Annotated in this window: 6 protein-coding genes; 5 read left to right on the top strand and 1 reads right to left on the bottom strand. The window is 59.7% G+C overall.

Annotated elements, in window-relative coordinates; translation table 11 throughout:
* Window positions 1-125 precede the first annotated feature (125 nt).
* Complete coding sequence (locus ABIE16_RS28685; protein WP_429522463.1) at window positions 126-1187, bottom strand: AraC family transcriptional regulator; 1062 nt, start codon at window positions 1185-1187, stop codon at window positions 126-128.
* A 163-nt stretch (window positions 1188-1350) separates the two neighbouring features.
* On the opposite strand from ABIE16_RS28685, the gene ABIE16_RS28680 reads away from it, so the two are divergent.
* The 5 genes from ABIE16_RS28680 (at window position 1351) to ABIE16_RS28660 (ending at window position 4719) form a co-directional block, all read left to right on the top strand.
* Window positions 1351-2202, top strand: coding sequence for a 3-hydroxybutyryl-CoA dehydrogenase (locus ABIE16_RS28680; RefSeq protein WP_057715519.1), 852 nt, complete (start codon window positions 1351-1353; stop codon window positions 2200-2202).
* Window positions 2189-2848, top strand: coding sequence for a TetR/AcrR family transcriptional regulator (locus ABIE16_RS28675; RefSeq protein WP_057715520.1), 660 nt, complete (start codon window positions 2189-2191; stop codon window positions 2846-2848). The genes ABIE16_RS28680 and ABIE16_RS28675 overlap by 14 nt, the downstream gene beginning before the upstream one ends.
* An 89-nt stretch (window positions 2849-2937) precedes the next feature.
* Entirely contained in the window at window positions 2938-3351 is a 414-nt protein-coding gene (locus ABIE16_RS28670) for a VOC family protein (protein WP_057715521.1), read from the top strand.
* A 138-nt stretch (window positions 3352-3489) separates the two neighbouring features.
* On the top strand, window positions 3490-3918 hold the full coding sequence (locus ABIE16_RS28665; protein ID WP_429522462.1) for a hypothetical protein: 429 nt from the start codon (window positions 3490-3492) through the stop codon (window positions 3916-3918).
* A 48-nt stretch (window positions 3919-3966) separates the two neighbouring features.
* Entirely contained in the window at window positions 3967-4719 is a 753-nt protein-coding gene (locus tag ABIE16_RS28660) for a hypothetical protein (protein ID WP_223473825.1), read from the top strand.
* Window positions 4720-4819: the final 100 nt, after the last annotated feature.

Genomic DNA, 4819 nt, shown 5'->3' with positions numbered 1-4819 from the left:
GCGTGTATAGACCTTTCTTTCGTTCATGGAACCTCCAAGTTGGCGAAATCATATCGCCCTTAAGAGGTGTCCGGAATTATTAGGCCAGTTCAAGCCCGCTCCCACAGGTTGTGTGGCCCCCGGATTTATTCGCAGGTCCCGGCGCCCCCTGCGACAAGGGTAGCGATCTCTGCGCCCTGCACCCCCTGATAACGGGCCCGATAGCGCCCGGGGCTTTCCCCGGTCCACTTCTTGAACGCCCGATGGAAGGCGCTGGGTTCCTGGAAACCCAGTTGTTCAGCGATATCGCTGATGCTCGCGTCGCTCTGACGCAATTGCTCAAAGGCCACGCCACGGCGTACTTCGTCCTTGATCTCTTGGTAGGAACAGCCTTCACGCTCCAGTTTGCGGCGGAAGGTGCTGGGGCTCAGGTGCTGTTCCAGGGCAAAGGCCTGCAACGTCGGCCACTGACTGTAATGACTGCCGCGCAAGCGCTGATGAACCTGGGATGCCAGGCCATGCTGGTTGCGGAAGCGGATCACCAGCCATTGCGGCGCGGTACGCAGAAACACTTTCAGCGACGCCAGGTCCTGAACCACGGGCAGGCGCAAGTAGTGGCTGGCAAATTCGATTTCGGTGCGCTCGGCACCGAAGGTCAGGTTGGGGCCCCACAGCAGGCGGTCGTCACCCAGCGACAGGCGCGAATGGCGGAAGTCCGCACGGTCAATGGGAATGCGCCGCCCGCCCAGCCAGCACAGCAGACTGATCATCAACACCAGGAAGGTTTCTTCACCAAACCGACTGGCATCGTTGTCTGTCGAACGGGTGTCGAGGCTGATGACCGCACGCTTGCCACGCACGGCCAGAGAGCCGCGAAAGTCGCGCAGGAACAAGCCGAAGTTGGCCAGGCATTGACGCATGGCCTTGTGCAGATCGGGCTCCTGAATCAAGGCACGGCAAATCAGGGCGAAACTGCCCGGCGGCATGCCATGGGAATCGAGCCCGAAAAACTCATCGTCGAGCTCGCGGATCTGGATCAGCCACAACGCCGCAAACGCATTGGCCGGCACCCGCGCCGTGGGTTGGTGCATGACCGCCGGATCAATGCCCGCCTGTTCGAGCACGGCCGTCACGCGCTGCGGATCATCGCGCAGCCCATGGATCATTGCCTGCACGAAATAGGCGGCAACCGAGTCCTTTTCCCGCATTGGTTCGCTTCTCTCTCATCACCCGAATGGCAAAAAACATCAGTGCCGTTGAACAGTTTTGGCATAGGACAACCGCCCTGCCGGCTCTAGACTCGCGGCAATAGTACGCCTTCGGCCGCAATCGCGGCCAAGGTATCGCAGGGTTTGATCGAAGGATGGGAAGATGAATCTGCAAAACATCGGGGTGATCGGTGCGGGCACCATGGGCAACGGCATCGCCCAAGTCTGCGCCATGGCCGGTTTCAACGTGACCTTGCTCGACATTTCCGAAAGCGCTTTGCAAAAAGCCGTCGCAACGGTCGGCAAAAACCTGGACCGGCAGATCGCCAAGGAAACCCTGACGCCGGAGCAGAAACAGGCCGCTCTCGACAAAATCCGCACCAGCACCGACTACAGCAGCCTGCAAAATGCGCAGCTGGTCATTGAAGCTGCGACGGAAAATCTCGACCTGAAACTGCGTGTGCTGCAACAGATTGCCGCGCAAGTCAGCAGCGAATGCGTCATTGCCTCCAATACCTCGTCGCTGTCGATCACCCAACTCGCCGCCAGTGTCAGCCAGCCTGAGCGCTTCATCGGCCTGCATTTCTTCAACCCGGTGCCGGTGATGGGCCTGATCGAAGTCATCCGTGGCCTGCAAACCAGTGACGCGACCCACCAACTGGCGCTGGACATGGCAACCACCCTCGGCAAAACCGCAATTACCGCCGGCAACCGCCCGGGCTTTGTGGTCAACCGGATCCTGGTGCCGATGATCAACGAAGCGATCCTGGTGTTCCAGGAAGGCCTGGCCAGCGCCGAAGACATCGACGCCGGCATGCGCCTGGGCTGCAACCAGCCTATCGGCCCGTTGGCCCTGGCGGACCTGATTGGCCTGGACACTCTGTTGTCGATCCTTGAAGCCTTCTATGACGGTTTCAACGACAGCAAATATCGCCCGGCGCCGTTGCTCAAGGAAATGGTCGCCGCCGGTTACCTGGGACGTAAAACGGGGCGCGGCTTCCATGCCTATGCCTGAGCGTTGCTCGCGTTTTGCCGAGTACCGGGACAAGGTCCTGGAGCTGTTTGCCTGCAAGGGGTTCGGCCAGGTCGGCATGCGTGAGCTCGCGACGTGCCTGGGGCTCTCCCCAGGCTCGCTGTATCACCATTACCCCAGCAAACAGCATCTGCTGCTCGACCTGATCGAGGAGTTCTACGAGGAGCTGCTGGCCACCCTGGGACGTATCCAGCAAAAGGCCCCAGGCAAGCGCGACAAACTCAACAGTCTGATCCGCGCCCATCTGAATCTGCATCGGGAGATGCCCTGGCATTTCCGCCTGGTGGAGCGCGACAGCGGTTGCCTGAACGAAGAGCAACAGGATCGGGTCCGGCAATTGCGCGAGCAATACGAACGCACGTTGCTGAGGATGCTGGGCGCCAAGTCCCGTTTCAGCGAGCAAGGCCTGCTGGCCGCCGGGCATGCCATTGGCGCCCTGCTCAACAGTGCTCCCAGCTGGCTGACACCCCATGTGCTGGACGAGCAGGAACGTGAGGAGCTGCTCGAGAGCATGGTCAGCGGCGCCATCGAACGTGTGCTTGCGCCACGGCGTGTGCCGGAGGCAATAAGCCTGGCGCGTCCTATTGAAAAAACATCTAAAGAAACACAAGCTTCGACGAAGATTTAGCGCTTTGCTTGTCGGCTCGACACAATCGGAATTCGCCGAAAAAACCGGCGTCCAAACCGATGTATGTACTCGAGCACCTGGAGCCGACCATGAAAATCAATCCCTACCTTATCTTCAACGGCGACTGCAAAGCGGCCTTCACGTTCTACGCGCAGTGCCTGCAAGGCCAGATCGAAGCCATGATGACCTTCGGCGAAACGCCTGCCGGTGAGCATGTCCCCACGGATCTGCACAACCTGATCATCCATACCCGCCTGATCGTGGGCGATCAGGCGATCATGGGGTCGGACACCACTCCGGATCGTCCCGTCCAGGGCATGAGTGGTTGCTCGATCTCACTCAACGTCGACAGCATTGCCGAGGCCGAACGGGTCTTCAATGCGCTGGCGGACGGTGGCTCTGTGCAAATGCCACTGGAAACCACGTTCTGGGCAGCACGCTTCGGCATGCTGGTCGACCGTTTTGGTGTGTCGTGGATGGTCAATTGCGAAAAGGATCAGTGAAAGGCCTTGGTCGATCGAGAGTATTGAAGGCACAAAAAAGCCCGACCTGAAAAGGTTGGGCTTTCTGGCAACTCCCGGCCTGTCTGCTACCGTCAACTAGCCATACGGATAGCAGCGAACCTGAGGAGGATACCCACTATGCTGGCCCACGACGCGTCCTGGCCCACCCGTTGCAAGCTCTTGCTACTGGCCGGTGGAATGATCGCCAGCCTGCTGACCCTCAATGGTTGCGCCACTGTCGATGCACAGACCACCGCCTATGTCGGTGTAGAACATCCGGCACCGACATCGCCGGACCAGGTTGTCGTGCTGCGCTCGGAGCCTCTGCGCCCACATGTGCGCCTGGGTGAAGTGTTGATCGACGCCAGCATCGACCCTGCCCCGCCGATTACCGAAGTCGAACAGAAGCTGCGGGAAGAGTCCGCCAAACTCGGTGGCGACGCCGTGGTGGTCGTCTATGACCACATTCAAGCGGTGGGTGCCTATGCCAGCGGGCCGCTGTGGGCACGCGATGTGAGGACCATCGAGGGACGCAAGCTCAAAGGTATCGTGATCAAGTACCAGTAGATATCTCCCCTTGGAGGACAGCGTCAACGGAGGTTGAATTTGAATGACGTGGTGATCGCTCTCATCGTTTTCGCCTGCCTGTCCGCCAGCGCACTGATGGGCTCGTACGTGAGGGAGCGATTACCGAGCCATCATCTGAGCGATGACTCCGTGGCGGTGGTGAAGCTGGCCACCGGCCTCATTGCAACGATGTCGGCGCTGGTCCTCGGCCTGCTCGTTTCCTCTGCCAAAGGCACCTTCGATACGGCCAATGCCGAACTGGAGGGCGCGGCGGCGAAAGTGGTTCAATTCGACCGCTTGCTGGCCCGCTACGGCCCCGACACCCAGGGCATCCGCACCGAGCTCAAGCACAACTACGCCGAAGTCACCCAGGTGCTCGCGACCCGCGATCACCGTCAGATTGAAAAACTCGATAGCCCAGAAGTGATCCGTCGCTCCGAAGGCCTGCAACGCCAGGTCGAGTCACTGACGCCCGGCAACGATGATCAGCGCGCGCTCAAAGCCAAGGCATTGCAAGACATGGACACCGTGTTTGCCGCCCGCTGGCTGACCCTGCTGCAGGCCAATCAATCGATTCCACCGGTGATGCTGGTGATCCTGGTGACGTGGCTGGGGATTATCTTCGGTTCGTTCGGCCTGTTTGCACCCTGCAACGGCACCATTGTCGCCGTATTGCTGATGTGTGCCCTGTCGACGGGGGCAACCATCCTGCTGGTAGAGGAACTCAATCGACCGCTTGATGGTTTTATCTGTGTGTCACTGGATCCCCTGGAGCACACGCTGGAGCGGTTGGGGCAGTAATTTCATTTCCCGCGGACAAAAACAAAACCCCTACCTGCATACGCAGATAGGGGTTTCGGAATTTAATCTTGACGATGACCTACTCTCACATGGGGAAACC

Source organism: Pseudomonas sp. 2725, from assembly GCF_050434585.1.
Classification (GTDB): Bacteria; Pseudomonadota; Gammaproteobacteria; order Pseudomonadales; family Pseudomonadaceae; genus Aquipseudomonas; species Aquipseudomonas jessenii.
Note: the sequence above shows the minus strand (reverse complement) of the source record. Positions and strands in the feature narration are given on the sequence as shown.

Excerpts from the sequence above, each read along its gene's own strand:
- ABIE16_RS28685 (WP_429522463.1), bottom strand. The coding sequence starts at position 1,187 with ATGCGGGAAAAGGACTCGGTTGCCGCCTATTTCGTGCAGGCAATGATC.
- ABIE16_RS28670 (WP_057715521.1), top strand. The coding sequence starts at position 2,938 with ATGAAAATCAATCCCTACCTTATCTTCAACGGCGACTGCAAAGCGGCC.
- ABIE16_RS28665 (WP_429522462.1), top strand. The coding sequence starts at position 3,490 with ATGCTGGCCCACGACGCGTCCTGGCCCACCCGTTGCAAGCTCTTGCTA.
- ABIE16_RS28680 (WP_057715519.1), top strand. The coding sequence starts at position 1,351 with ATGAATCTGCAAAACATCGGGGTGATCGGTGCGGGCACCATGGGCAAC.
- ABIE16_RS28675 (WP_057715520.1), top strand. The coding sequence starts at position 2,189 with ATGCCTATGCCTGAGCGTTGCTCGCGTTTTGCCGAGTACCGGGACAAG.